This is a genomic window from Mycoplasma sp. AC157 (assembly GCF_054343415.1).
Genome location: NZ_JBTGVE010000006.1, coordinates 1 through 26,550 on the forward strand (window position 1 = coordinate 1; position 26,550 = coordinate 26,550).

Sequence of the window (26,550 nt, forward strand, 5' to 3'; positions counted from 1 at the left end):
AAAGTGACATTTTATATTGGGAATGGGGGGTGACATTTTATTTCTGTTTTAATATCCTTAATGTCTCTTAATTTATCTATAACAAATTTTTTTATATAATTAGCAAAATTAGATTTTACAAATTTTTTAAGAGCATAGAAATTGTTTGATTCAGTCTTTCTTACATCTATTAATTCTTTATTAATTTTGTAATTATCTCCTATCGGTTCTATAATCCCAAGAGAAGATAAAACATCTAAAATTTGTCTAATTGTAGAGTCTGATTTAGACTTTTTGTCTTTATAAAAGGGGAATTGTGTGTTATTTTTAAATTCAGCTAAAACTTCTTTTTTATCGATTGTTAAAATGATTTCTTCATTTTCATCAACTTCATTAAGTCACTGAAGTACTGTGAAACTTAAATAAGAATAAATATTAGTTCCAATTGTTCAAGTAATAAAATTATTTTCTTTCATTCTGTCTTTTCATCATTTTATGTTTTTATTCATTATCTTGTCCTTTTTCAATGATTTTTATTACCTTAAATAAATTCTCTATTGCTTCTACTACAATAGAATTTCCTGCTTGCCTATAAAGACTTTCTTTTGTGAGAATATTTTTTTCATAGTATGGTTTTAATTTATTAAAATCTTGATCACTAAAACCCATTAATTTATAAGCTTCTCTTGGTGTTATATAACGATAATCTAATTTATGCTCTAAATTGTTTTTATGTTCAATAATTCCAACACAAGGTATTCTGTCTTGAACGGTTGTCAAGGTATTAATAATATAATTTTCACTTTTATTAATAATCTTTTGTGTTTTGACCATTTTTATTCTAGATTTTGTATTATTCATTAAAACATCTAGGTTTTCGCTGTAATTTAAGTCAAAATTAAAGATTTTTTCAAAAACTTTTTTTCTTTGATTTAGGCTTAATTTATTTTTAAATGCAATATTATCTACAAATTCTTTAAAACTTTTATCATCATTAAATGGTGTTTTTATTTCTTTTTTAACACTTAAAGCAAAAACTCTTTCTCTTTTTTGAATAGAACCAGCATTTATGCTGTTAATAGTGGTTGTAAAAGTTTTATAACCAAAATCTTCTAAAACAGAAAGCCATTTTTCATATTCAGGTTTGAATTTTTTACTTAATAGATTTGTTACATTTTCCATTAATAAGTATTTTGGTTTTTTACTTGCTCCTTTTAAAATTCTGTATATTTCTCAAATTAAACTAGAAGTTGATTTATCATCATTAATTCCTTTTGATCTTCCCATATTTGCTATTGATAAACCTTGACAAGGGAAAGAATAAGTTATAAGTTCTATATCTTTTTCTTGAATAATTTTTGGATCTAATTTAGTTATATCAACATTATTGTTTGATAAAATAATCGAAGCAGCTAACAGTTGCTTAAATTCATAGTCTTTAGAAATTATCTTTGCTGGTTTTTTAGAATCTAAAGAAATTGTAAAATTTAATAAAAATTTGTTTATTTCTTCTTCTGAAGTTAAATTATTGTTTTTCAAAATTTTTTTTAATTTTTTATCTAAAGAATTATGAATTAAACCATAAGCAATATTTGCTCTTGCATCTCACTCCACTGTTGAAACAATCTCAAAAATCTTTTTTTCTTTGTTTATTTTTGTTATAGCTTTATGTTGTGCACCAATACCTGCAAATGTTTCAAGAACATTTATTATTTTTTTAGAAGACAAAATCTACCTTAAAATTTTTTATTAAGATTTTTTTATTAAAAACTGATATAGCAAGTATTGTATTTTTGTATATTGAAATATTTTGTAAAAATTTTGCTTTTGGCAATGTTAATAAATAGATACAAAATTTATCTATTAGTTTACTAATTAAATTTCTGTATTTTTCTTTTAATTTACCCATTAAATTAGAAAAAATTGATAAATCTTCTAATTTTTCTTTCTTCTGCATAATTCAATTTTACAAAAAAAAAAAAAAAAACAAATCTTTTGGTAAAAAAGACTTGTTTTGTTAGTTTTTCTTTAACTAAAACAGGAAATGATGTCCAAAAATTAAAAGTAAAATTAATCCTATAATCACAGCACCTACTGCTAAAGAAAATAGAAATTTAGCTAGTTTAATTAATCAAACTAATCCAGCTAATCCTAATATTAAAATTATAATAACAATTATTCCGCTCATTTTTTTTATCCTATAATTTAATTATATTACTTTTAGATAAATTAATTCATTTTAAATTAAAATTTTTGTTTCTTTATTTTATAATTTAAAGTAAAGAAAACTAAAGGAGAAAGATGAAAATTGTATTAGCAGGAACTCCAGAATTTGCAGTTCCTATTTTTGAAGAAATTATTAATAATTTTGAAGTGGTTGCAATTATTAGTCAACCAGACAAACCATCAAATAGAGGTTATAAAATTTTACCTACACCTGTAAAAATTTTAGCTAACCAATATAACATAAAGCTATTTCAACCTACAAAAATTTCAGAAATTACGGAAGAATTAAAGAAAATAGACTTTGATATTTTAGTCACTGCTGCTTTTGGACAATGAATTCCTACTTCAGTTTTAAGCATACCTAAAATAGCCGCTATTAATATACATGGTTCCTTACTTCCTAAATATAGAGGTGCTGCTCCTATTCAACACGCTTTATTAAACGGTGATAAAGAAACAGGAGTAACTTTAATGTATATGGTAAAAGAAATGGATGCAGGAGATATGCTTGCAAAAGCAAAATTAGATATAAAAGAAGAAGACACATCAAAAGATTTATTTCATAAACTTTCTTTACTTGCAAAAAATAATATTGTCCAGTGATTAAATAAATTATCTAAAAATGAACTTAAATCTGAAAAACAAGATGACAATCTTGTAGTTTTTTCGCCTAAAATAGAAAAAGAATTTGCTCAAATTTTTTTAAGTGATGATTATATTCAAGCATATAGAAAAATAAAGGCTTTAAACGATAATCCTGGTGCTTTTTATATTAACGAACAAAATAAAAGAGTGAAACTTTTTAGAGCTTCACTCTCTCCTATTAAAAATGCTTTAAAATTAACTTTTATCAACGGGATTTTATATATTTATGAATATCAATATGAAGGTAAAAAAGTTGTAAATGTTCTTTAAATTCTAAATTTTTAATATCTTTATTAATTTTCTAAAATCTTTGATTCTTGTACTAAATGTTTAAAAACTCCTGCATTATCATTAAGTGTTAAATTAATATCATTGATGGAATTATATTCTTTTTCTGAAATATTTACAGGAATAATAAATGAATATTGAAGTAAACGAACTAAAATTCAATTATTTAAAATATACTTTTTAGAAACTCCATAGGGTTCATATACTGGTTCTTCTGCATTGATATAAAAATCTTTTTTTTCTTTTTTTATTGCTGATATTGTTTTTATATTGAAAAAATAATTTTGATTTAATAAATTAATCATTTTTTCATTTTCTGTTTGATTTTCATCTATATCAATAGTTAAATTTATTTTATTTTGATTTTTATCAAAATTTAATGAGTTAAATTTAATTTTTGAAGAAACCAACTTTTGATATTCTGAAAAATCAACTATTGGTTTTACAATATCTGTTGTAATGTTTTTGTTAAAAGGATCGTGTAGATCTTTAGGATGCCCATCAATAAGTCTTGATATTGCAGTACTATAAAAATTTACTAATAATAAATTTTGATTTTCTTTAAATTTCAAATTAATTTTGTTTTTTAAATAATCTTTATTAAGAAGTTTAATTTCTAAGCCCAAATCAGTAGTTTTAATTTCACTACCTATGTTTTGATTTTTATTAATAAATGTATAATCTCTTTTGTTAGATGTAACATTTATTTTTTCTTCTGAATTTTGAGTTTTAGATAATTCTGTTACTTCTTGATAAGGTTTTTCAAAAAAGATTATTTTAGATTCATTATTTGCAAAAATTTCTCTATTTTGTTCATTGTTTAATTGAATAAAATCAATTTTTCAATTATTTTTTAAATCAGCTATATTTTCTAAATTTAAATTATAAAATTCATTTTTTTGTTTTTCTTCTGTTTCTTTTAATTTATTTTCCTCTCTATTTACTTTTTGATTAGAACAGGAAAAAACAATTAAAGGCAAAGAAATAAAAGGGATAATATTTAATAATTTTTTCATTTTAATCAAGTATTGCTCATACTCCTGTTAATCATATTATTTTTGCATTTACATCATTATTTGAAAAAACATTAAGTTTATATTCAGTTGCTAAATCAGAACTTGGTTTTATTATTACTTTAGATACATTTTGCAATCTATTTTCAGGTAAATAAGCAGCTGTACTTTCATAATGACTTAAATGATAAATTTTATAAACTGCAGATGAATCTGCAACTATTTCTACATCCACTGAAACAGTAAAAGGATTTACATATTTTTTTATTTCTTCTTCACTTAATTTATCAAAATTTTCTAATTTATAATATTCATTTTTTTCATGTAAATATGAGTAATTAGAAAATACAACAGTTGTTGGAGATGAAAATTTTAAATTGGAATATAAATAATAATGATGTGTATTTCCATCCGCAACTGGATAACGATAAATATTTAATTTTTTAGCTTTATCTCTAAAATATTTCATTTTTTCTCAACTTATATAACCAAAACCTTCTAAATCGTTATATTGTTCTCAAGAGTTTTTACTTTCAAAACTTGCTGTAAGAATAGCTTTTAATTGAGGTACATAAAATGGTTTTTTGTTTTTTATTTCTAACAACATTGACATACCTAAAAGAACTGGTGTTGAAAAACTTGTTCCAGTTAAATTTTTTTTATTTTTTTCATTAAGAATAGAAATAACAGGTATTTGCATATTATCTGGTCCTAAACCAAGTGGAGAATTTTTATTATTATCAGTTGCATTTTCAGAATAGTACTCAGGTTTTTTAGTATTTATATCATATGCTCCTATTATAAAAGTATTTTTAGATGAAACTAAAGAATTATCTCTTTGATAAAAATTATGATTATTTTCTATTTTATTCAAAATTTTATTATAAATGTCTTTAATATTTTCTGTTATTTTTAAATCTTTAATTTTATTTAATGTAGAAAATATAAAATCTTTATTTTTTATAAAATCTGATCTAAAATTAGAAAATTCTTCTCTTCCATTACCGGCTGAAATAAAAAATTTCATATTATATTTATAAGCATACTCATCTAATAACGATGATTCTCTATCATATATATAATAACTTGTTTCAAAGGAATCTATTTTTTGTAAAAGATTATAAAAAGTTTCTAATTTTTCTTTATCAGGAGAAAAAAGAAAATAATTTTTCAAGTTTATAAAATCTGAAAGATATTCATCTAATTTACTACCATAACTCATATTAACGTAAAAAACATTATTCTTTCTCATAAATTCTAAATTTTTTCTTAATACTTCTACATTATCATATGTTTTTCCATTTCAACCATCTTTTTTTCCTTTAAATGTTGTTGAATAAAAAATAGCATTTTTAAAAAAACCTGAATCACTTCCTAAAATGGAAGCTATTTCTGTAGCATGACTATTTTTTTTATATAATTCAGCAAAAGTTTTTTGCTTATTTTTGTCAGTTTTTTCTAAATCATCTAATTCTTCTTCATTGTAAATTACTTTATCTTTGTTTAGACGATTTTCATTATGGAACAAACTGTAAGTATCAGAATTTCTATATTCCTTTAAAGTTTGTCCATTGTATTTTAGCAAATTTGAATCAACTAAACCTCCATCAATAATTCCAATTTTCACTGGAGCATAACTAAGTTCTTCTTTTTTTATTCCTAAATGATTAAATAAGTTAAAAAACATATCATTATATATTTTAGGATCTCTCTCAATTGTATCAGTAGTTTCCATTTTTGCTGAAACAAAAGTGGTTAGTGTAAAAATAGGAGATACTGATAGTAATATTTTTTTAAATAATTTTTTTCTTTTCATTTTTTCCTCTTTAATTAAATTTTTTTAATATACTCCTGCATTATCATTAAAAATCAAGTTTATGTCTTTTAATGAGTTAAATTCTTTTTCAGTTAAATCAGTTGACACAATAAAAGAATATTGAATTAAACGATTAAAAATTGTTTTTTCTAAAATATAATCTTTAACTAAATGATGCGGTTCAAAAGATTGAATTTTTTGTTGACTTGTTTTACTTCAATTTTTATTTGGCGTATCAATTGAAATGGTTTTTATACTAAAATAATCATTTTGATCTAATAAATTAAAGTTTCTATATTTTAAATTTTGTCCTTTATCAAAATTAATTGAAATTTTTGCTTTCTTTTCAGTTTTATCAAAGTTAAAAGAATTGAATTTAACATTAGAAGCAACTAAATCATAATATTTATAAAAATCAACAATTGGTTTTTCTTTTGTTGTGTCAACCTTATCTTTTTCATTATTCAATCTGTAGTTTAAACTATAATCTATTTTAGATTGTACTCTTCTATATAAATTTACTAAAAGAAAATTTTCTTTTTCTTTTTGTTTAGACCACCAAAAAGAAGTTTTTTCTAAATTCTTTTTATTAAGAAGTTTGATTTCTAAAGCAAAGTCATAATTTTTAATTTGTGAATCAATACTTTCTTCTGAAATTAAAAACTTGTAATTTGCTTTATTTTCTGTAATGTTAAACACTTTAGAGTCAAATTTAGTTTGTTCATATTTTGTTCGATAAGATCAAAATCTGTTTAAATCTAATTCTTTTTCTTCTTTTTTATTAAAAAATATAACTTTTGATGTTTGATTTTGAAAAAGATTATTAGATTGTTCTCTACTTAAGTCTATAAAATCTATGTTATCTTTTTCTCTTAAATCTTCTATTTTATTTAAATTTCAATAATAAAAATCATTGATTTTATCTTCTTTTTGTTCTTCAACTGAAGCTTGGTTAGAACAAGAAATAATAGAAAAAACAGGAATAGTTGTAATAATTGTAGAATATAAAAATTTTCTTTTTATTTTAAATAATTTCATAAACACCTCCTTTATTTAATTATATAACTTATTCATAAATTTTTATTTTACAAAGATAAAAAGTGCATATTTATTTAGAATTTCCTTTATTTAAACATATTTTTGATTTTAAAAAACAAAAATTCCAGTTTTCTGGAATTCTGTTATTATATTAAGATTTTCTTCTAATTAAAAATAGTCCGATTTTTCCATTTCCTGTTCCTTCAATAAAAGTTGAACCATCGGAAACTCTTGTTGTTATATTTTTAGAAAGTAAGGTTTCTTCAATTTCAAATCCTTCTTTTAAAGAAGTGTTTGCTTGTGGTCTATTACCTCAAGAATAAATAGCTAATAAGTATGTGCCATCTTCATTTTTTCTTACTGTCATTTCATCATATCTAAGTGCATTATCGTGTCAAATTCAAAGAATTTCATTTGGATCACCAACATATTTTTCATCCATTTCTCTCATTGAAATAAATCTTTGTCTTGCTTTATTTATCTTAGAAACTAAATTATATGCTGAATTTTCATTAGCAACAATATCTTCTACTTTTCCTTCTCCCGCTGAAGATAATGTTGTGATAAAGTTATCTCTATCTCTTTCATCTTGGAAAAATACACGTTTTTTGAGATCTTTTCAATTAAATGCTTCTCTAATGTGTGTATCAGTTTGCCCGTCTTTTTTTCCACCTTGCATTAAAAGTTCATTTCCATCATATAAAATAGGATGACCACCACGAGAAAGTAAGGAAGTAAGAGCATATTCATAAGCGGATCTTTCATCATCATCTAATCTATGTGGTGAAATTATTACTGGTCTATTATTTTGTTCTTTAAAAGTTATAATTCATCTTTCAACATCATGATTATCTAAAAAAGGTAATCATTCATGTTTTTGGTTTAAAGTATCTGTTAAACTTTTTATTACATTTTTTTCATCATTTGGATTTAATGAGACATTAAGTTTATTTTTTCATTTAGTTCCATCAATAACTGAACTTAAACCTGGTTTTGAACCTTCTCATCCTCCTCAATAACCTTTAATTTCTGCTTCTGCTGGATCTCTTCATCATTCACCAAATAAAAAGGTTCTATCGCTAAATCTAGAAATTCCTGCAGTATTTGCTTTTTTATATTCACCTTGTACAACATCTCTTCATCTTTCAAATAAATTTCTTACCATATCACTATTATTAGCTCTTGGTTTTTTAGGATTACCAGATTTAAAGTAATGTTCAAAAGCATCATATCTAAATCCATCAACTCCTTTTGCTGCTCAGAATTTGTGGACATAATCTATTTCTTTTAAAACATCTTCATTTGTAAGATTTAAATCAGGCATTCCTGCTCAAAATTGAGCAACTCATTTTTTATTTGAAGATTTTGGATTGTTTTCTAGATGAACTTTATCATAAACATTTTTAAAGTATTGTCTTATATTATCTTGTCCTTCATTTCCTAATGGATTGTTTTCTGAATTGTAAAAATAATAATATTTTTGATATTTTTCATCACCAGCAAGTGCTCTTTGGAATCAAGGATGCTCATAAGAAGTATGATTAAATACCATATCTATTACAACTTTAATTCCTTTAGAGTGAGCTACTTTTAAAAATTCTTCAAATGCTTTTAATCCACCAAGTTCAGGAGCAACTTTTGTATAATCAATTACATCATAACCATGATAAGAACTTGCAGGATGAATTGGTGATAAATATAAAGTATCAATACCTAAATTAACAAAATAATCTATATTGTCTTTCAATCCTATAAAATCACCAATTCCATCATTATTACCATCAGCAAAAGAATAAACTGTTAATTGATAAATTGTATTTGATTTAGGTTTACTTTTATCAAAAGGAGCAATATATTGGACAGAATCGCTTTCATCTTTATAAGTTAAATTATCCAAAGCTCCTGATTTTTTAATTTCTTTTAAAAACTTTTCATTTGATCAACCTCTTAAAGTTTTTATTTTAGATAATTTTGCTCTTTCAGGAGAGTTTAAATATTCTTCAATACTATATTTATTTACTCTATTTCCTGTTAAATCAGGAGTTTCTTCATCTCAAACAGGAGTTTTATTAATAATCTCTTCTTCATTTTGATTATCTACTGGAGAATTATTTTTGTCTGGATTTTCTGAATTTTTGTTTTCAGAATTTACTTTAGTTTTTTGATCATCTGTTTTAGTTGTAATATTATCTTTTTCTTCTTTTTGATCTTCTGGTTTTGTATTCTCTACTTTACCTTTTTCTACAGGTTTTTTTGTTTGTTTTTCAGCAACTGGGACAATTGGGACCTCAGTTTTTTCTTTTCTTTTTTCATTTTCTGTTGGAGTTTTAGGATTATTTATTTTAGTTTTTTCTATTGATTCTTCTCCATATTTGCAAGATACAGTAAGAGAAGAGAAAAATGTAACAGTTGGAATTGTTCATAATAAATTTAAAGATTTTCTTTTTTTCTTCATACTTTTTCCTTTTTAAATACTTATATATTTAATTATATCAAATATAATACATAGAATTTTAATTTTTATGAACAAAAAATAAATAAAATAAGAAAAATTTCAAATTTTCATTGAAAAAAACCGGAACACATTCTCTTCAAATCTTTTTAGATGTGTTTCGGTTTATTATTTTATTAGGATTAAAAATGTTTTTAAATATACAATTTACATTGTTGATGATTTAAAATAAATTTCTTTTATTTTTAATATTAAATCATTTATGTTAATTTCATACATATCTTTATTTTTATTTAAAATTTCAGAAAATTCTTTATTTAAATCAATCTCTAATTTTGTTTTTAAATTTTCTTCATTTTCATTTATTAAGATATTTAGCATTAATCAGTATATTTGTTCTTTTGAATTAGTATAAATAATATTATTAATAATTTTAGTATTACTTTCATAAAATTCATCAAAAGAAATGCTTGAATTAAATAATAACTGTGAGTTATTAAAATTTCACTCATAAGTATTAATAACTTCTATTATTGGTGTTTCATATAAACTTTCAATAATTATTTTTCTTTTTAAAAAAAGAAAATCAAAAAAATCTGACATTTTATTTTTTAAAAAGAATTTTTCCGTAAATTGATTTAAATTTAGTAAATCTTTGCTTGTAAATTTCTTTTCTACTCACTCTTTTTTCTTTTGAATAAAAGATGAAATACTTAAATCTTTTTCGTCGTATTCAATGTGAAAAATAAGTTTTAAATTATTTAAATATATTTGTTCTATTAGTGAGTTAATAATATTCATATTTCATTTTTGTTTATTATTCAGTATTTGTTTAATAATGAAAATAGTTTTCTGCATTTTTTCATCATAAGGGAATATTTCTGTTTTTTCTAATTTAGGCAAGTGAAATATTTTTGCTAAAAATAAGTATTCTACTGGTGCAATATATAAATGTTCATTTTGTTTATTACATAAAGATAAATCAATATCTTCAGTTAGAAAAAATTCAAAACGAGTTTCTTTATCTTTTAGATTTATTATTAAAGAAATAAGAAAAGAATTGTGAAAAACAACTTTTCCATGTTTTTCAAAAATGTTTAAAATTTCTTTTTTATCAATTAAATCCCCATGCTTTAAAAATAAATCAACATCATTATATTTACCTAAAAATTTAAAATTTTTAAAGAAATTAAAAGCAAAACTGCCTTTTATTATAGTATTAATTTTTAAATTTGCCAAATCTTCAGAAATACGATTTATTTTTTCCATTATTAAAGTTCTTTGGTTTTTTTCTTCCTTTTTAATTTTTAACTTTAAAATTAAGTAATAAGGAATAGGTAAAAAAGTACTTAATAGTAATCTTTTATTATACATTTTTAAAGCAAAATTTAATTTTGCTTGATATTTAGAATCAGAAATAAATTTCATTATTGTTTTTTCTTTTATAAAAAAAATAAAAAAGGATTTAAATTTTATCTCTATATCAGGATTCTCTTCTACTTTAATTCTTATTTTTATTAATTTCATATATACAAACAAAATATAAAGATATAAAATACCAGCAACTCATAAAGTTCCTCAACCAAATCAAAATAATGGAAAATATTTATAATCTAAAGAAAGAGTAGTTCATACTATTATTATCACACTTATTCAAATGAAAAATAAAATGTTAGAATAAGTCTTTAAATAGAAAGAAATTCTGATTTTATTTTTTAAATTTATCATTTTTCACCTCTTTAGTAAAGAAAACTAAATTTATTTGAACATATAAACCCAATAAAGGATGTGTACAAGCTATTCTTTTCAATTTTTCTTTTTGTTTAATTGATTTTTTTTCTAATTTATTTTCTGATTTTTTTCCTCAAAATCCTATTAAAAATAAAACTTTAAAATATTTATTAATTTTTGTTATTTCTCATTCTTCTAAATTTTCTTTGTCTTTAGTGATTTTAAAAATTTTCAATAAGTTATATAAATTTCAAATATATAAAGGCATTATTGCAAAAGCTGGTGCAAAACTAACTAAAACAAAAAATCATCAATTTTTTCAAAAAAAAGTTACTTTAATAATTGTAAAATATGTAAGTAAAATAAAATAAATTCAAAATAATAAATAATTTGTAAGAATTAAAAAAATATTTCTTTTTATAACTATACCTAATTTATATAATATTTTTTCCATATTAAGCTCCTTTTACTATTTTTAAAAAAGTATTATTTTGTCTAAAATTAAAAAATCAAAAAACTAAATTTTAGTTTTTACAAATTTGTTTTTGATTTTTTCTTTATTTGTAACTGTGATATTTATTTTATTTGAATATTTAGATTTTTATTTATTAAATGTAATTGTTTATAAATAGTTATTATAAACAATTAATTTGAGTAGAAAATAATTCAATAAATTGGAAATAATAATCCAAATAAAGGATTTATTCCAGAAATTTTTTCTAATCTTTCTTTTTGTTTAATTGATTTTTTTTCAAGTTTTTCTTGTGATTTTTTACCTCAAAAAGCAACTATAAATAAAAATTTGAAATATTTTTCTATTTTTTTTATTTTGTCTTCTTCTAATTTCTCTGCTTTTTTTGTTAATTTAAAAATTTTAAAAAGAAAAACTGTGTTTCAGATGTATGAAGGTACAATTATGAAAGCGGGTCAAATGAAAGCAAAAAATAAAGTTCATTCACTTTGTCAAAAAAATGGATCTCTAATTATTGTAAAATATGCAAGTAAAGATAAATAAATTATTAATAATACATTATAAACAAGTAACAAAATAAAGTTTCTTATTATCGCATAAGCGAATCTATAAAATATTTTTTCCATATTCTTCCTCTTTTATTTTTTAATATCTATAATCATAATTTGAGTTATCTGATATAAATTTTTCATCTAATTTATTTTTAAAAAAGGTTTTGTAATAATTATAATCTGAATCTTCAGATAATTGAACCAATTGAGCAAGAACATCTCTATCTTGAGAATTGGTAGAATTATCACCATTTTCTAAATCTTTATAAGTTATTTTTGCTAATCTATCTAAAAATTCTTCATATTTTTTTATTTGTGAGTCCACATAAGCACGTACACTAGCTGTAACTATTGCACCAGGAATAGTGAAAAATCCTAAAGTAAAACCTATTGTTGTATATTTTAGTGCTTGTGAATGTTCTTTTTCAGTTTTAAGAAAACTTTCATATGATTTTTTTAGTTCCTCTACTTTGTCAAGAACTTCTCCTTCTATAACGCTTCTACTTTGTCCTACATTTAAAAGATGTGAAACTTCTTTTTGAAATTTTTTATACATTATAGAATTTTCTTTAATATCTTTTATTGTTTTTTTAAGCATTAATGCATTTGTTTGACCGAAAACTTGAGTAAGTTGATGAACAGAGGCATCATCTATTAATTTAATTTGTTTTAAAACTCTAATTTTGAAAATTTTTGATTTATATTGACTTTCTTTTAAAAGTTCATTATTTTTATTTGAAATTAAGAAATCAAAAAAATTAATTTCATTTTTGGAAAAGTTTGTTTTTATTTCTGTTTTTTGAACAGGTGCTGGAATATTAATAAACATATTTTTTCTCCTTTAATTTAATATCTATTTATGTCGTAATCATAATTATTATCAATAAAATTATCTTTTTTTAAAGATTCAAAGTATTTTTTATAAAACTTAAATACTGGTCTATCATCTAATAATTTTATTATAGAATCAAGAATTTCGTTATCTTGACTTATTGTTGAATTTTTTCCATTTCTTTTGTCTTTCAATACTATGGAAAATAACTTTTTTGCTCTATCTGGATCTGATAAAGTATTACTTTGGCGAACATCGTTAATAATTTCATTTAATAAATCAGAAAGATCTAAACCAATAGAAACTTCCTCTGGTATGGGTAACAAAGGACTTACTGCTATATAAATAATATTAAAAACATCTTGAAAAAGTTGATATTTCAAAGAATCTAGATAAGGTTGATTTAAGAGTGAGTGAAGAGAACTTACTACTTTGGCTGCATCTTCTTTTATAACGCTTCTTTGACTAATATTTAATAAATGACCAACGTCCTTATTAAATTTTTTGTAAAAATACATATTCTTTAAAATTTTAATTTTAGTAGTTGAGTCTTCTCCTAAAAAAGTTTTTTGCTCTTTTTCAGGAAGCAAAGATAAATTATTAATATATTTTAATAATCTAATTTTAAATAATTTAGCAGAATAAGAACTTTCTGCTTCTAAAAACATTGATTTTAACAATATTAAGTAATCTAGTTTTTGTAACTTTTGATTTATTTCGTTTTTAAAGTCAATTTTTTTCTCTATAACTGTATTTGGTATGAACATATTTTCTCCTTTCAATACAATTTTATTCTTATTTGTTCTTTTTTTTATTTTTTCAATAGAATAAATTTAAAAAATATAAAATAATTCATTTTTTTTCATTTTCGATTTTTTTTCTTTGAAATATGCAAAATAGTGATACCGTTTAAATAGTTTTTGAAATTAAAAATACCAGTAAAAATTACTGGTATGATTTATTCAAAATATAATTATTTTCCAAGACAAAAATTTTTAAACATTGAATCCAATAAGGTTTCATTATCTGCTTTACCTTTAATATTTACCAAGTCTTCTCACGACTTTCTTAAATCTACTATAACTATATCTGGTTCAAAACCATTTTTTAAAGAAAAAATGGCGTTTTCTATTGAAAGAAAAGAAGATTTTATTAAAGAAAGTTGTCTTATATTTGTAATAACTTTTTCATTATTAATATCAATGTTTTGATAATTTTTTATAATCTCATTCTCGAGATTTTCTATTTCTTTATTTTTAGCACTTATATAAATTTTGGTATTATCTAATTTTTTAGAATCCAATAAATCTTTTTTATTATGAACAGGGATATATTGTTTATTTTTAGAAAAATCAACAATTTGTTGATCGAATTGGTCAGTTTCTACTGATGCATCAAGTAAATGGATGACAATATCAGATTCTTCTATTTGTTTAAAAGAGCGTTCTATACCTATTTTTTCAACTTTATTTGTTGAATTTCTAATACCAGCAGTATCTTTTATTATAAAAGGTATACCTTCTAAAACAAACTCAGATTCAATAACATCTCTTGTGGTTCCTGCTTCGTCTGTTACTATTGCCTTTTCTTCATTTAAAAAAGCATTTAATAAAGAAGATTTTCCAGCATTTGGTTTACCTACAATAGCGATTTTTACACCATCATAAATAACTCTAGATCTTTCCGAAAGGTCTATAGTGGTTTTGAGTTTTTCTTTTAATATTTCTAATTTTGGTAAAAGGGTTTGATTAGTTAAAATTTCTACATCATCATATTCAGGATAATCGATATTAACTTCTATAATTGCTATTATTTCTAACAATTCACTAATTAAATTTTTAATATAATTACTTGTTTTTCCATCAAATTTTTCAATAGATGCTTTTGTTTGTAACTTGGTTTTAGCATGGATTAAATCATTGATAGCTTCTGCTTTGATTAAATCCATTTTTCCATTTAAAAAAGCTCTTCTGGAAAATTCGCCTGGTTCAGCCATTCTAGCTCCATTAGCTAATACTAATTCTAAAATTAAGTTAGTATTAACTATACCGCCGTGTGCGTTTATTTCTACTGTATTTTCCCCTATAAAATTATTTTTACCTTCAAATCACATTACTAAAACTTCATCAATAAGTTCTTCTTGATTTTTTATTCAACCATAAGTAATTTCTTTATCTTTACCAACTTTTCCTGTGAAAATTTTTTTAACAATCAAAAAAGCGTCTGGACCAGTGATCCTAATTATGGAAATTGCTTGGTTAACCAAACCTCCAGATGAAATCGCGGCAATATTATCAAACATTAGTATCCCATTTTTTTCTCATATTCATCTAATGTCCCTCTAAAAATAAAAGAGGAATCTGGTTTGATTTCTAAAATTACATTAGAAACTTGTTTAACTAAAGCACGATTATAAGTTGTAAAAATCATAGATGATTTATAATCAGCAAGTCCTTCAATTACTGAATCAATTGATTCTGCATCTAAGTGATCTAAAGGTTGGTCAAATACAAGAAAATTAGATTCTTTTAGCATCATTCTAGAAAACATTAATCTTGCTTTTTCTCCACCGGATGTTACCTTAACATTTTTAAAAACAGAATCACCACTAAAAAGCATTCTACCTAAAAAACTTCTCATTCTTTGATCTGAGTTATCTTTATTAGATTCTTCTGTATTTTCAATTGGTCATTTGCTTAATCATTCCATTAAGTTTTCATCTTTATCAAAATATTTAGAGTTATCTGATGGGAAATATTCTGGAGTTATTGTGGATCCTCAAATAACTTGACCAGAAGTTGGTTTTTCAAGTCCAAGCAGAATTTCAAGTAGTTTGGTTTTAGCAATGTCGTCTTCACCAAGTAAAACCATTTTTTCGCCAGGTAAAATATCAAATGATAAACTTTCAAACAAAGTTTCTCCTGTCTCTGGATTAACATAAGATAAGTCTTCTACTCTTAAAATTTGCTTTCCTGGTTGTTTAAAAATATCAAATCTAATAAAAGGATATTTTCTTGAAGAAGGTTTAATTTCTTCAAGAGTAATTTTTTCAAGTGATTTTTTTCTTGATGTTGCTTGAGATGATTTTGAAGCATTTGCAGAGAATTTAGCAATAAAAGCCTGTAATTTAGCAATTTGTTCTTCTTTTTTAGCATTAGAATTTTTTTGCATTTCTCTTATTAATGTTGAAGATTCTTTTCAGAAACTATAATTACCTGTAAACATTTTAGCTTCACCAAAATCAATATCTACAATGTTAGTACATACTTGATCTAAAAAGTCACTATCGTGTGAAACAACAATAACAATATTTTGATAATCAACTAAAAAGTTTTCTAATCATTTGATTGCTTTTAGATCTAAATGATTAGTAGGTTCGTCCATAATCAAAATATCTGGATTTCCAAATAAAGCCTTTGCTAAAAGAACTTTTACCTTTTGTGAAGCTTTTAAATCGCTCATTTTTACATTCCATTTTTCTTTAGGAATATCTAACCCAGATAATAAAATTTGTGCATCATTTTCAGCGTTTCAACCGCCCATTAGACCGAATTTTTCTTCTAATTCCCCTGCTTTTGTATAGTCTTCTTCTGTAGCTTCTGGATTTTCATAAATTGCATTTTTTTCTTGTTGAATTTTAAATAATTCTTCATTTCCCATAATAACCACATCAGTCACATTAAAATCATTATACATATTGTGATCTTGACTCAAAACTGAAATTCTTTGGTTTTTATCTTTGATAATTTCACCTGAAGAAGCTTCAATTTGCCCTGAAATTATTTTTAAAAAGGTAGATTTTCCAGCTCCATTTGCTCCTATAATTCCGTAAGTGTTTCCTTCAGTGAATTTTAAATTAACATTGTCGAATAATTTTTTATCATAAAAAATTTTGGACAGATTTTTGATTTCTAACATTTTACTCCTTTATTTTTTATTAATAGTATTTAATTTATTATTTTATTAGTTAGTAATTTATATTAAATTATATATGTTTAATTTCATTTTATTAAAAAAGACACTAATTTGTGTCTTAAATTAGTTTTTCCATTGTTTTAGCAATAGCATCTGTATTATGATTTCCAATAACTTCACAAGCAACTTCTTTTGATGAAACTGTTCCGTTTTCCATAGCAAATCCTTTATAAGCGTTTTTTATCATTAAAACATCATTTCCTGAATCACCAAAAGTAATTAAGTCATTTGTTGTTAAATTCAATAATTCTAAAACTTTTTTTAGTCCATAAAATTTATCTGTATTTTTTGGATTAACATCTAAATAAACTCTATTTGTTAACAAACAAGTGTATGAATCCCCTATTAATTTGCTGTATTTATCAAATAATTGCTTGATTTTTTCTTCAGAATTTCTTAAAGCTAATTGGGTTATTTTTTCATTATTTTTGTAAATTGCATTTAAAATTTCTTCTTCTGTTTTAAAACCTTGCTCATCATAATCCATTTTTTCTTGTTCTGTTAATCATGAAAAAGTTTTGCTATTATCTTTGAAAGGATAAACGTTTTTTTCTGTACTTAATGTAAAGAAACTTTCGCTTTCTTTCGCTTCTTCTAAAAGTGTTTTAAGTAATTCAACAGGTAAAAACTCTTTTATTGTAGTTTTTTGATTTTTAACATCATAAATGGCTACTCCATTGTTTGAAACTAAAAAATCAAAATCACTAAATTGATTTAAAAAGATTGTAGTTGAAGCAATTGCTCTACCTGTGGCGATTGCTAAATAATGACCTTTACTTTTTGCTTGTTTTAAAATTTTAATAGTTTCTGGATGTATTGTTCCATCACTTCTTAGTAATGTTCCATCCAAATCAAATGCAAATAATTTTTTCATTTAGTTTCCTTTATTTTTTAAGTGTGGAAATAAAAGTATTTCTCTAATTGATTCTTTTTGAGTTAATAGCATTACTAATCTATCTATACCAATACCACAACCACCTGCTGGCGGCATTCCGTATTCTAAAGCTTCAACAAAATCCATATCAATTTCACTAGCTTCATCATTTCCAGCATTTTTTTCTTCTAGTTGTGATTCAAATCTTTTTAATTGATCAATTGGATCGTTTAATTCACTAAACATGTTAGCATATTCTTTTTTATTGATAAATAATTCTGCTCTGTCTGTAAATCTTGGATCTTTTTCGTTTTCTCTTGCTAATGGAGAAATTTCGATTGGATGTCCATAAACAAATGTTGGTTGAATTAATGTATCTTCAACAAATAATTCAAATAATTCATTAATTAAGTGACCTGATGTAAAATATTTTTCAATTTTTACTTTGTTTTTGATAGCAACTTCTTTAATTTCTTCAAATGTTGCTTTTTTCAAATCAATACCTACATATTTAGAGGTTTCATCTACCATATCAATTTTTCTAAAAGGTGCTTTTAGTGAAATTTTATGACCACCATACATTATTTCTTCTTTTCCTAACTTTTTAGCTAAAGATGAAATTAAATCTTCAGTTCTTTTCATCATTCCGTGTAAATCTGAATAAGCTTCATAAAACTCAATTGAAGTAAATTCAGGATTATGAGTGGTATCGACACCTTCGTTTCTGAAAATTCTTCCTATTTCATAAACTCTATCAAAACCACCTACTAAAAGTTTTTTTAAAGGCAATTCTGTAGCTATTCTTAAATAAAAGTCCATACTTAAAGCATTGTGAAAAGTGGTAAATGGACGAGCACTTGCACCACCTAAAATAGGATGTAATACAGGAGTATCAGCTTCTAAATATTTTAAATCATCGAAAAATTTTCTAACATAAGAAATAATTTTGCTTCTTGTTCAAAAAATTTGTTTTGCTTCTTCATTGATAATTAAATCCACATAACGACGACGGTATTTTTCTTCGATATCAGTTAAACCATGATATTTTTCCGGAAGTGGTTTAAGTGCTTTAGTTAATAATTGAACTTTTTCTGCTTTTAGTGAAATTTCTCCAGTATTTGTTTTCATTACAATACCTTCAAAATAAACTATATCTCCTATATCTAAAGTTTCTACTAATTCTGAATATACAGTATTTTCCTTTTTATTAAAATAAATTTGTGTTCTTGATTCTTCATCTTTTATAACAATAAAAGGTCCTCTAAAAGTCATTATTCTTCCAACCACTGAAGCTTTAAATTCTTTATTGTGTAATTCATCTTTGCTATAAGAATTATATTTAACAAGTAGTGAAATTGAGTTATCGCTAATTGGTTGATTTTGTGAAAAAGGATTAATACCCATTTCTTTGTATTTGTCTATTTTTTTTCTTCTAATTAGTTCTTGTTCATTAAAATTTCTTTCCATTTTACCCTTTCTTTCTAACTATAAATTAATATATTAAATTATATTATAAATTATTTATTTTATATAAATAAATATGCTATTTATTATTTAATTTTAAATATTCTAATCTTGCTTTTATTAAATTGTGTTCTGTAAGCAGAATTTAATTTAATGAAGTAAATTTAGAAATAAAAAGATGAACTTTTTTATGCTCACCTTTTAATATTTTAGATTATTTTATTTTCATCTTCTTTATCTTGGTTTTCTGAATCTAAGATTGGTTGTGTTTCTTGAGTTTCTTTTTCTGTTTCCATTTCAGAATTCTTTTCATTAGAATTTTCCAATTGAACATCTTCAATTAATTTATCTATATCAATTTCTTCTTGTTTTTTATATTCTTCTTTTTCTTTTCTTTCTGGTAATTTCATATATTTAGCAATATATTCAATTTCTTCTGAAACTATAGTTTCATTTTCAAGAAGAGAATCTTTAATTAATTCTAATAATTCTCTGTTGTTTTTAACCACTTCTTTTGCTTGTTCATAAGCTTCAGAAATTATTTTTCTTACTTCTAAGTCTATTTCATGTCCCACTTGGTGTGAAAATGACATATTTTTTGCATAATCTCTACCTAAGAATGGAGAACCTGTATTTTCTTCATATTGAATTGGTCCAAGTGCAGACATACCAAATTCAGTAACCATTCTTCTTGCTATTTTTGTAGCTTTTTCAATATCGTTTGCTGCTCCGGTAGAAATTTCTTTTTGTCCATAAATTAATTCTTCTGCAACTCTACCACCCATAAATGATGCAATTGTTGCTAACAATTCTGATTTAGTTGCATTATATTTTTCTTCTTCTGGAAGCATTAAATTGTAACCACCAGCATTCCCTCTTGGGATAATAGTGATTTTTTGTACTTTACTTCCGCCTGGAACTTTAATACCAACAACGGCGTGACCAGCTTCGTGGTAAGCAACCATTGTTCTTTCTGCTTCTGTAATTGTTCTGTGTTTTTTAGCAGGACCACTCATAACTCTGTCAATTGCTTCATCAATTTGTGCTGGAGTTATAACTTCTGTTTTTTCTCTAACTGATAAAATTGAAGCTTCATTTATTACATTTTCTAATTGCGCACCAGAAAAACCAGGAGTTCTTTTAGCAATGTTTCTAAAATCAATAGAACTATCAACCCTTTTACCTCTTGCGTGTAATTGTAAAATTTCTTCTCTCTCTTTTACATCTGGATAACCAACTGTAATAGTTCTATCAAAACGACCAGGTCTTTGAAGAGCAGGATCTAGAACATCTGTTCTGTTTGTTGCAGCAATTACTAAAAGACCGCTATTATCAGCCATTCCATCCATTTCTACAAGTAATTGATTTAGTGTTTGTTCTCTTTCATCGTTTCCGCCACCAATACCTGAACCCCTGGAACGTCCAACAGCATCTAATTCATCAATAAATATAATTGCTGGTGCTTCTTTTCTTGCTTCTTTAAATAATTCTCTAACTCTTTTTGCTCCCATACCTACATATAGTTCAACAAAATTAGAAGCTGAAATAAATAAGAAAGGTACATTAGCTTCACCTGCGGTTGCTTTTGCAAGTAATGTTTTTCCCGTACCTGGAGGACCACCAAGTAAAATTCCTTTTGGAATTCTTGCTCCAGCTGCTTGATATTTTTGTGGATATTTTAAATAATCCACTAATTCCATAACTTCTTCTTTTACTTCTTTATTTCCAGCGATATCGCTAAATTTTTTGTCAGAAGTTATTTTAGTTGCTTGACTACTTTGAAGACCACCAAATAATCCATTTCCGTTTCCTGAACCTCTAAATTGTCTATAAATAAAAAATAATAAAACTAAAGGGAAACCTACAGAAACTAGTAATGGAATAAATCCTAAAATTCTACTTAAAGTTGATGGTTGTGGAATTCCTAAACTATAATAACCAGTTTGAATTCTGTTATTTAAAATAAATTTAGAAAGTTCAGTTTTAACTTCTTGTCCATTTTGATCAAATTGTTTATAAGCAAGTGCTTTTTGAATTGCTTCAAAATAAGTAGTATCACCCATTATTTTAGCTATATTTCCATTGTATTTATTTGCAATAGTTGGTGAAATTTGCACTATGTAATCTTGAACATAAAAATGATTATTTTTTTGTCCACCTATTTCCTGAAATCTTAAAACTCATTCGTTTTCACTAATTGTTATATTTGCGAAAAATTTATCATCAGTAGTTGATGCACTATATTCTCTTATTTTATCTTCAAACTGAGTAATACTAATTGTTTGTGGATGATAACCAAAAATTAGTTGCCATAAAAATCATAAAAGTATGATAGTTAAAATTGTAATTAATATTACAGTTCACTTTTTTTTCTTTAAAAAATTCATTAATTAGTCCTTTCTTCATATTAAGTATTATAAATTATAAGACTTTTAATTGATTTATTAATAAAATTTATAAAAATGATACTTATTTGGGAAAAAAGTCTCTTTTTTCCATTTCTAAAAGTAAAATTTCCAATTTTTTCACTCTTTGTGTAAAAAAATAAATTTAAAAACAGTTTGATTTCTTTTTGATTTATAGTGCTATAATTTTAAATAATTATGGAAAACGGAGAAATAGTAACAGGTAAAGTTAAAAAAATCTTTAAAAATTACTTTTGTGTCAATTTAAAAGATGGTTATCAAGGTATTGTTTTTATAAAGGAAATTAGTGATTATTACATTCAAAATTTAGAAGAAATGTTTATAATAGGGGATGAAATAAAACTAAAAATTTTAAGTATAAATCACCATACAAAAAAAGCAACGCTTTCTTTTAAACAAATAAGACCTAAATACTTAAAAAGTCCTTTTTCTTTTAAATTAACAGAAACAGAAAATGGTTTTAAAAATTTATTAAGATTTACAAAAAACGAGGTAGAAAAATGAAAAAAATAACTTTAAATTTAAAAAATGCAATAAAAGAAGAAGAAATTTTAAAATTTCAAGATCAAGTAACTAAAATTAATGATTCAATGAATGATTTTTCTGCAGTTGGTTCTGATTTTTTAGGTTGAAAAGATTTACCAGAAAATAGCAATTGAAAAGAAATAAATGAAATGAAAAAAGCTGCTAAAAAACTTCATACTGATAATATTGAAGTTTTAGTAGTTATAGGGATTGGGGGTTCATATTTAGGAGCTAAAGCCGCTATTGATGTTATTCAAGGTATGTATCCTGGAATTGAAAGAAAAATGGAAATCATTTTTGCAGGTACTTCCATTAGTTCAAATTCTTTATATCAATTATTAAAATATGTGGAAAACAAAAGATTTGCAATCAATGTTATTTCCAAATCAGGAACAACAACAGAACCTGCTATAGCTTTTAGATTCTTTAAATCTCTTTTAGAATCTAAAGTAGGTGTTGAACAAGCACAAGAATTAATTTTTGCAACTACCGATGCAAATAAAGGAACATTATTTGAAATGGCAAAAATTAAAAAATACCAAAAATTCGTTATTTTAGATAATATTGGTGGAAGATTTAGTGTGCTTTCTCCTGTTGGTTTATTCCCTTTAATTTGTGCTGGAGTAGATATTGATGAAGTTCTTAAAGGTGCTGCAGAAGCTAATGAAATTTATAAAAATAGTTCGCTTGAAACAAATGATGCTTATAGATATGCTGTTGCAAGATTCCTTTTAGGTAAAAAATATAAAGCAGAAATGCTCGTTTCTTATGAACCTAATTTTGCTTTCTTTAATGAATGATGAAAACAATTATTTGGAGAAAGTGAAGGTAAAAATGAAAAAGGATTGCTACCAACATCTGCTATATTCTCAACCGATCTTCATTCATTAGGTCAATTTATTCAAGAAGGATCAAAAATTCTTTTTGAAACAATAATAACCTTAAAACATCCAGAACACGATTTAATAATTAATGAAGATGAAGAGAATTTAGATAAATTAAATTATTTAGTAGATAAAACAGTTCATTTTGTAAATAATGCAGCTTTTGAAGCCACAATGGATGCACACGTAAATGTAGGTAAAGTTCCTAACATTCACTTATTATTAGAAGATTCCAAAGAAAGAAGTTTTGGATGACTAGTAATGTTCTTTGAAAGAGCTTGTGCAATTTCAGCATACTTACTTGGAGTTAATCCATTTAATCAACCAGGTGTTGAAGTTTATAAATCAAATATGTTTAAAATTCTTGGTAAAAAATGAAAATAAAAATCATAAATCTTATACAGGTTTATGATTTTTTTATCAAAAAGTAACTTAACTTATTTAGTAAAAATTTGCTCTCAATTATTTATTTTGACTTCTGAATCACTAATAGAATTAAAGTCTTTCAAATCCATACTATTAATTGGAACCATAAAGGAAAATTGCAATATTTTGTATGAATTATTTAATTTTGTTTGTTTTAAAAATTTAAAATCAGTTTTCCTTTCTTTTGATTTTTCTAACCGAAAATTCATATGAAGTGTTTTGTTGTTATAATCAAAATAAATTGAATTAAACATAGGATAAATTCGTTTTAAAACATCATAATCTAGAGAATTATTTTTAACTATAGTTCCTAAAGATAAACTATCTTTTTTATCAGAAACATCAATATTTAATCCTGATTTTTTTATATTTTCTTGATTAAAATCAGAAGGAGCCTTAACATAAAAGTTTATAAGAACTGCTTCGCTTAAAATACTTGGTAATAAATTAATGTCATATCTAAAATTTTTATAATTCAATAATTTAACACTTAAAGCAAAATTATAATTTTCAAAATTAGAAATATTTAAGTTGTTTTCTATAGAAAATAAAGCATTTTCGCTATTTTTTGAAAATTCTAAAAATTCTTCTTTTTCTTTATTAGAATGATTTATATATTCATTATTAAAATAAATGTTGTGTTGTTTGTCGCTTAAAAACAAATTTTTGTTTTCAAAAGTATCTGAATTGGTTAAATCTATTCCAAAAATATTTTTTAGTTTTTCTATGTTCTTAAGGTTTTGATTATTAAAAGTATGAATATCAGGATTTCAATCATCAACTAAAGGTTCTGTTGTATAACGAAATTCTCCACCTTCAGAATCACTATGTATTTTCTTGTTTTCTTCTGTTTTAGAATTACAAGAAGTTATGGCAATAGATGAAAATACAAAAGCACTTAAATTGAGTAAAATTCATCTTTTTTTCACTTTCCCTCCTTATAATATAATTATACATAATTTGAATAAAATAGCATAATTAAAATAGAAAAAGTTCAAACTTTTTCAATTAAACTTTTTGTATTTTTCTATTTACTTTTATTAGTTGACTTTAATTCATCAATATTTACTTTAAATATTTCTCCTGTATAGACCAGATTTTTATCAGAAAATGAATCAAAGGAATTAATGTCCTGTATTCTTTCTGCTTTATATAAAGGAAATTGTGCATTTAATTCAAGACTTAGTTCGTATTCATTATTTTCTTTTTTATTTAAATAAAAATTAATGTTGTCAAAATTAGAATTATTTATAATGGTTACAAAAGGATAAGCAGTTAAACGATCGTTTCTTGAAATTAATGAATTTAAAGGTAAAAAGTCATATTTTCACTCATAAGTTTTAGAAGAATTACTATCTTTAATTTTTACTAGTAAATTATTAATTACGTAATTTTTGATTCTTTCAAATAAATTAGCATTTTTAATTAATGAATTAACATTGACTTTGGTTTTTGTATTATTTAGATTTTTAGATTCTTCTTCTAAAAGTGATTTAACTTTCAATTTAGACAAATATTCACTAAATTTTTCTTTATTTATACTGAAATTAAATAATTCATTATCAACATTGCCTTTTTCATTTATGTTATGTTTTCTTAATCCTGAAAAACTAAATATTTTTAAATACCTTGGAACACTTGCATTAACTTCTTCTTCATCTCTATTGTAAATTCCAACTTCTATATCTAATGTTCCTGCTAAATCATCTGCTTTAACACCTAAAACTTCATAATGAAATTTTGGATTATTATTATTTTCTATATTTCTTTCTAAAAATTTTGTTATTAATGAAGGATTTAGTTTAATTTTAGGATTTCTAAATAAGTCTTTTGCATTTGTGCCAGAAACTAAAAATTCATAATTTAGTATCGTTTCATTTTCACTTTTCGGTTGATTTTCTATATCTTGAAAACTCTCTCTATTTTCGTTATAAAGTAATAAACTTGCTATTAATGAAGGATAAAGTTCTTTTATTTCTGCTGACAATTCTTTTGCTCTTAAAAAGTTTTCTTTTTCAGTGTCTTTTTCTGTATTTTTGTTTTGAAAATAACTAAAACCTTTTAAAGAAACAAAAATATCTTTTTTGTTGTTTTTTTCTGTATAAAAGGAAATTTTAACATTATCTATTATTCCTACATTATTTTTTACATCACTAATTTCTTTAGAAAAAGTAGCTATAATTTTAGAAAATTTATGTCTAATATCATAAGGTAAACTTATGCTAGAACTTAAACTTTCTGTATCGTTATTTTTGAATCTTTCATAAAATGAAGATGAATCGTAGGTTTTATAAAAATCAATTACATTTAATGAATTACCAAGTTGGTCAATTGATTTCATTATTTCTTGCTCATTTTCATCTAAAATTTTGCTATTTTTTGTTCTAAAAATTGTATTTATTTCTTCTTTTATAGGGGAAATTGATATAGAAATATCAGAATTAGGTTTATTTGCACCGATTGAAATTAATTTATAATTTGTATTTTCTTCAAGATTTTCAATTTTAAACTCTCTTTTGTTTTCAATTGCTTTTGGAGTTACGTAATATTCTCTTGTTTCGGAAGTATCTAAATTTTTAAGAACAAAAGAAAAAGTTACATCTTTTTCAACATTTAAATTAAAACCTACTTCAATTTCAACAGAAGTTTCTTTAACATTTTTAAACTTTAAATCATTAACATCATATGAAATTACTTTAATTGGAGTGAATGGTGAAATATCAGATTCATTTTGCTCTTTTTTACAGGAAACAGCAACAATAGATGTTGTAACTATTGATGTTGCTAAAACTAAATTTATTAATTTATTTTTCTTTTTTATCATATTTTAAATATAACACTTTTTATTTTAAATTTATAAAATTTGACAAATTTCTTTTAAAATAAAAAGAATTAGATAATCTTTTATATAAAATTCATTATTATCTTACTTT

At 23.7% G+C, this 26,550-nt stretch carries 23 protein-coding genes; 3 read left to right on the top strand and 20 right to left on the bottom strand.

Features of this window, described 5'->3' with window-relative positions; genetic code table 4:
• Window positions 1-11 precede the first annotated feature (11 nt).
• The 4 genes from ACXX84_RS01530 to ACXX84_RS01545 form a co-directional block, all read right to left on the bottom strand.
• Window positions 12-488: a hypothetical protein gene (locus ACXX84_RS01530; protein ID WP_458572771.1), complete on the bottom strand. Its 477-nt coding sequence runs from the start codon at window positions 486-488 to the stop codon at window positions 12-14.
• The gene (gene dcm / locus ACXX84_RS01535; protein WP_436358677.1) at window positions 481-1,707 is read right to left on the bottom strand and encodes a DNA (cytosine-5-)-methyltransferase; all 1,227 of its coding nucleotides are present in this window, start codon (window positions 1,705-1,707) and stop codon (window positions 481-483) included. The genes ACXX84_RS01530 and dcm overlap by 8 nt, the downstream gene beginning before the upstream one ends.
• Entirely contained in the window at window positions 1,697-1,936 is a 240-nt protein-coding gene (locus ACXX84_RS01540; RefSeq protein WP_436358678.1) for a hypothetical protein, read from the bottom strand. Before ACXX84_RS01540 ends, dcm begins: the two co-directional genes overlap by 11 nt.
• Window positions 1,937-2,011: 75 nt before the next feature.
• Window positions 2,012-2,167, bottom strand: a complete 156-nt coding sequence (locus ACXX84_RS01545; RefSeq protein ID WP_436358679.1) for a hypothetical protein — start codon at window positions 2,165-2,167, stop codon at window positions 2,012-2,014.
• A gap of 113 nt (window positions 2,168-2,280) precedes the next feature.
• Here ACXX84_RS01545 and fmt point away from each other — a divergent pair, with 113 nt between their 5' ends.
• Window positions 2,281-3,120 (top strand): methionyl-tRNA formyltransferase, encoded by an 840-nt coding sequence (gene fmt, locus ACXX84_RS01550; protein WP_436358680.1) that lies wholly within the window; start codon window positions 2,281-2,283, stop codon window positions 3,118-3,120.
• Between the two features lie 23 nt (window positions 3,121-3,143).
• Here the strand turns inward: fmt and ACXX84_RS01555 are convergent, their stop codons facing one another.
• The 14 genes from ACXX84_RS01555 to ftsH all read right to left on the bottom strand — a co-directional run bounded on the left by ACXX84_RS01555 (window position 3,144) and on the right by ftsH (window position 21,743).
• Entirely contained in the window at window positions 3,144-4,154 is a 1,011-nt protein-coding gene (locus ACXX84_RS01555) for a hypothetical protein (protein WP_458560390.1), read from the bottom strand.
• A gap of 1 nt (window position 4,155) precedes the next feature.
• Window positions 4,156-5,967, bottom strand: coding sequence for a S8 family serine peptidase (locus ACXX84_RS01560; protein WP_458560391.1), 1,812 nt, complete (start codon window positions 5,965-5,967; stop codon window positions 4,156-4,158).
• 24 nt (window positions 5,968-5,991) lie between these two features.
• A complete protein-coding gene (locus ACXX84_RS01565; RefSeq protein WP_458560392.1) occupies window positions 5,992-7,005 on the bottom strand; it encodes a hypothetical protein in 1,014 nt (337 codons plus the stop codon).
• Between the two features lie 151 nt (window positions 7,006-7,156).
• The gene (locus ACXX84_RS01570) at window positions 7,157-9,460 is read right to left on the bottom strand and encodes an alpha-amylase family glycosyl hydrolase (RefSeq protein WP_458572772.1); all 2,304 of its coding nucleotides are present in this window, start codon (window positions 9,458-9,460) and stop codon (window positions 7,157-7,159) included.
• A 204-nt stretch (window positions 9,461-9,664) separates the two neighbouring features.
• Window positions 9,665-11,185 carry a hypothetical protein gene (locus ACXX84_RS01575; RefSeq protein WP_458560505.1) on the bottom strand — a complete coding sequence of 507 codons (1,521 nt, stop codon included), beginning with the start codon at window positions 11,183-11,185 and terminating at the stop codon, window positions 9,665-9,667.
• Window positions 11,166-11,642 carry a hypothetical protein gene (locus ACXX84_RS01580; RefSeq protein ID WP_458560504.1) on the bottom strand — a complete coding sequence of 159 codons (477 nt, stop codon included), beginning with the start codon at window positions 11,640-11,642 and terminating at the stop codon, window positions 11,166-11,168. Before ACXX84_RS01580 ends, ACXX84_RS01575 begins: the two co-directional genes overlap by 20 nt.
• A gap of 191 nt (window positions 11,643-11,833) precedes the next feature.
• Entirely contained in the window at window positions 11,834-12,286 is a 453-nt protein-coding gene (locus tag ACXX84_RS01585) for a hypothetical protein (RefSeq protein WP_458560503.1), read from the bottom strand.
• Between the two features lie 19 nt (window positions 12,287-12,305).
• Complete coding sequence (locus ACXX84_RS01590) at window positions 12,306-13,040, bottom strand: hypothetical protein (RefSeq protein ID WP_458560502.1); 735 nt, start codon at window positions 13,038-13,040, stop codon at window positions 12,306-12,308.
• A 17-nt stretch (window positions 13,041-13,057) separates the two neighbouring features.
• The gene (locus ACXX84_RS01595) at window positions 13,058-13,810 is read right to left on the bottom strand and encodes a hypothetical protein (protein WP_458560501.1); all 753 of its coding nucleotides are present in this window, start codon (window positions 13,808-13,810) and stop codon (window positions 13,058-13,060) included.
• 206 nt (window positions 13,811-14,016) lie between these two features.
• Complete coding sequence (mnmE, locus tag ACXX84_RS01600; RefSeq protein WP_458572773.1) at window positions 14,017-15,345, bottom strand: tRNA uridine-5-carboxymethylaminomethyl(34) synthesis GTPase MnmE; 1,329 nt, start codon at window positions 15,343-15,345, stop codon at window positions 14,017-14,019.
• Complete coding sequence (locus ACXX84_RS01605) at window positions 15,345-16,961, bottom strand: ABC-F family ATP-binding cassette domain-containing protein (protein WP_436358688.1); 1,617 nt, start codon at window positions 16,959-16,961, stop codon at window positions 15,345-15,347. The genes mnmE and ACXX84_RS01605 overlap by 1 nt, the downstream gene beginning before the upstream one ends.
• A 115-nt stretch (window positions 16,962-17,076) precedes the next feature.
• The gene (locus ACXX84_RS01610; protein ID WP_458557578.1) at window positions 17,077-17,892 is read right to left on the bottom strand and encodes an HAD family hydrolase; all 816 of its coding nucleotides are present in this window, start codon (window positions 17,890-17,892) and stop codon (window positions 17,077-17,079) included.
• Window positions 17,893-19,359: a lysine--tRNA ligase gene (gene lysS / locus ACXX84_RS01615; protein WP_436358690.1), complete on the bottom strand. Its 1,467-nt coding sequence runs from the start codon at window positions 19,357-19,359 to the stop codon at window positions 17,893-17,895.
• A 206-nt stretch (window positions 19,360-19,565) separates the two neighbouring features.
• Complete coding sequence (gene ftsH, locus ACXX84_RS01620) at window positions 19,566-21,743, bottom strand: ATP-dependent zinc metalloprotease FtsH (RefSeq protein WP_458560497.1); 2,178 nt, start codon at window positions 21,741-21,743, stop codon at window positions 19,566-19,568.
• A gap of 216 nt (window positions 21,744-21,959) precedes the next feature.
• Here ftsH and ACXX84_RS01625 point away from each other — a divergent pair, with 216 nt between their 5' ends.
• Together ACXX84_RS01625 and ACXX84_RS01630 are read left to right on the top strand one after the other, a co-directional pair.
• Complete coding sequence (locus tag ACXX84_RS01625) at window positions 21,960-22,295, top strand: S1 RNA-binding domain-containing protein (RefSeq protein WP_436358692.1); 336 nt, start codon at window positions 21,960-21,962, stop codon at window positions 22,293-22,295.
• On the top strand, window positions 22,283-23,575 hold the full coding sequence (locus ACXX84_RS01630; RefSeq protein WP_458560966.1) for a glucose-6-phosphate isomerase: 1,293 nt from the start codon (window positions 22,283-22,285) through the stop codon (window positions 23,573-23,575). The genes ACXX84_RS01625 and ACXX84_RS01630 overlap by 13 nt, the downstream gene beginning before the upstream one ends.
• A gap of 53 nt (window positions 23,576-23,628) precedes the next feature.
• Here ACXX84_RS01630 and ACXX84_RS01635 read toward each other — a convergent pair whose 3' ends face one another.
• Both ACXX84_RS01635 and ACXX84_RS01640 read right to left on the bottom strand, forming a co-directional pair.
• On the bottom strand, window positions 23,629-24,546 hold the full coding sequence (locus tag ACXX84_RS01635; RefSeq protein ID WP_458572774.1) for a hypothetical protein: 918 nt from the start codon (window positions 24,544-24,546) through the stop codon (window positions 23,629-23,631).
• Between the two features lie 98 nt (window positions 24,547-24,644).
• Entirely contained in the window at window positions 24,645-26,441 is a 1,797-nt protein-coding gene (locus ACXX84_RS01640; protein WP_458572775.1) for an LppA-related lipoprotein, read from the bottom strand.
• Window positions 26,442-26,550 lie beyond the last annotated feature (109 nt).